Origin of the sequence: Bacillus piscicola, assembly GCF_022458745.1 — a bacterium.
GTDB classification, from domain to species: Bacteria; Bacillota; Bacilli; order Bacillales; family Marinococcaceae; genus Alteribacillus_A; species Alteribacillus_A piscicola.
Genome location: NZ_JAJJJF010000039.1, coordinates 1 through 1367 on the forward strand (window position 1 = coordinate 1; position 1367 = coordinate 1367).

Annotated in this window: 4 protein-coding genes; 3 read left to right on the plus strand and 1 reads right to left on the minus strand. The window is 34.9% G+C overall.

Annotated elements, in window-relative coordinates; translation table 11 throughout:
* Nucleotides 1-135: 135 nt before the first annotated feature.
* The 3 genes from LOR49_RS17360 (at nucleotide 136) to LOR49_RS17370 (ending at nucleotide 1231) form a co-directional block, all read left to right on the plus strand.
* Nucleotides 136-363 (plus strand): DUF3923 family protein, encoded by a 228-nt coding sequence (locus LOR49_RS17360; protein WP_240378238.1) that lies wholly within the window; start codon nucleotides 136-138, stop codon nucleotides 361-363.
* A gap of 217 nt (nucleotides 364-580) precedes the next feature.
* Nucleotides 581-775, plus strand: a complete 195-nt coding sequence (locus tag LOR49_RS17365; protein WP_240378239.1) for a helix-turn-helix transcriptional regulator — start codon at nucleotides 581-583, stop codon at nucleotides 773-775.
* Entirely contained in the window at nucleotides 776-1231 is a 456-nt protein-coding gene (locus LOR49_RS17370; RefSeq protein ID WP_240378241.1) for a hypothetical protein, read from the plus strand.
* On the opposite strand, the gene LOR49_RS17375 is transcribed toward LOR49_RS17370, so the two are convergent.
* Nucleotides 1199-1367, minus strand: a 169-nt coding sequence (locus LOR49_RS17375) for an ATP-binding protein (RefSeq protein ID WP_240376358.1), incomplete at its 5' end; no start/stop codon positions are given. The genes LOR49_RS17370 and LOR49_RS17375 overlap by 33 nt on opposite strands.

Consider the following 1367-nt stretch of genomic DNA (forward strand, 5'->3'; position numbering starts at 1 on the left):
ACTTTGAATAATAACTAAGGCAAAGGGGGCGACATTGATTTATCAATGTTCCTTCAATTAACGGGCGCAGTTGTTGAATAAGAATTATGCTATTAAAGGAGCCAGAATGTAAAGGTTATGAGGGGGAGTGATAGTGTGAGAGCAAGTTGGATTACTTGGTGGATTGCTAACGTAAGTTGGATTTTACTTTTTGCGGCAGGCTCTTTTGTTGTTTGGACAAGAGAAGTTGACGGTGCAGGTGTAACACAAACACCTGAATTAAAATTGATTGCTTTTATAGTTTTGTTGGTAGCATTTATAATTCCACTAATTATTCAAATTGTATGGCTAATTATTAATTTAAAAAAGAGCGGAAATCGTTAAACATAGGGCGCACTAATCTAATAAATATATGCTTGAATAGGGCCATATTGTAGCATTAATTAAATATAACTAGGTTGTGAAAATAGGAGTCGGTTTCTTTTATATGAAGTCGACTCCTTTTGATTTTATGCCATATTTATCTTGCTTTTTAACGATATGATGTGTAATATAAAAGTAACAAAATGTTACATATATATTTCATTATGTAGGTGAGTATATGGTTAGTAAAATGAAATTGGCAAGAATAGAAAAAGGTCTAACCCAGGCACAGCTCGCCAAACAGGTGAATGCTACAAGACAAACTGTCGGACTGATTGAAAAAGGGGAGTATAACCCCAGTTTGAATTTGTGTATTGCAATTGCTAAGGCGCTGAACAAAACGTTAGACGAATTATTTTGGGAGGGGGATTAAATGGTACATTCATTTTTAAATATCTTTTTACCAGAAGATGAATATAAACGATTACGAGTGCTTTATTTTATGGCTGAGACTACATTTTTGTCAGTTGTAATTCTGTTAATCTTTGGTTTGATGAAATATATTTTAAATTTTTCAACTTTAGATACAGAGTTTGTAGTATTGCTTGGACCATTTGTGATGATGGCATACGCATATGTACGTTACATTTTATCAGGAATAGAACATACAGAAGTATCGAACGATCAGGAATACAAAAAAGCGCGTCGCATTGCTGTGAAGCGTTCTTTGTTAGTGGGTGTTGTTTTTTTTGTTCTTAACTTCATTATTAAAGGCATTCCAACTAATTATGTATTTGGCAAGAGAAAAATGCATAAAACGGAAAACATTTATGTAGCCACTTGCCTCCCTACTTTCCTACATTGGCTGGAAAGCCATAGATTCTTTTAGCCGATGACTGTCGTCATTGAATAGGACAAGGTGAGAATGGTGAATCAAACGATCCACAACAGCTTCTGTCAATATCGGGTCCCCAAATACATGATTCCATTCCCCGAACTGAAGGTTCGTTGTGATAATAATGCTC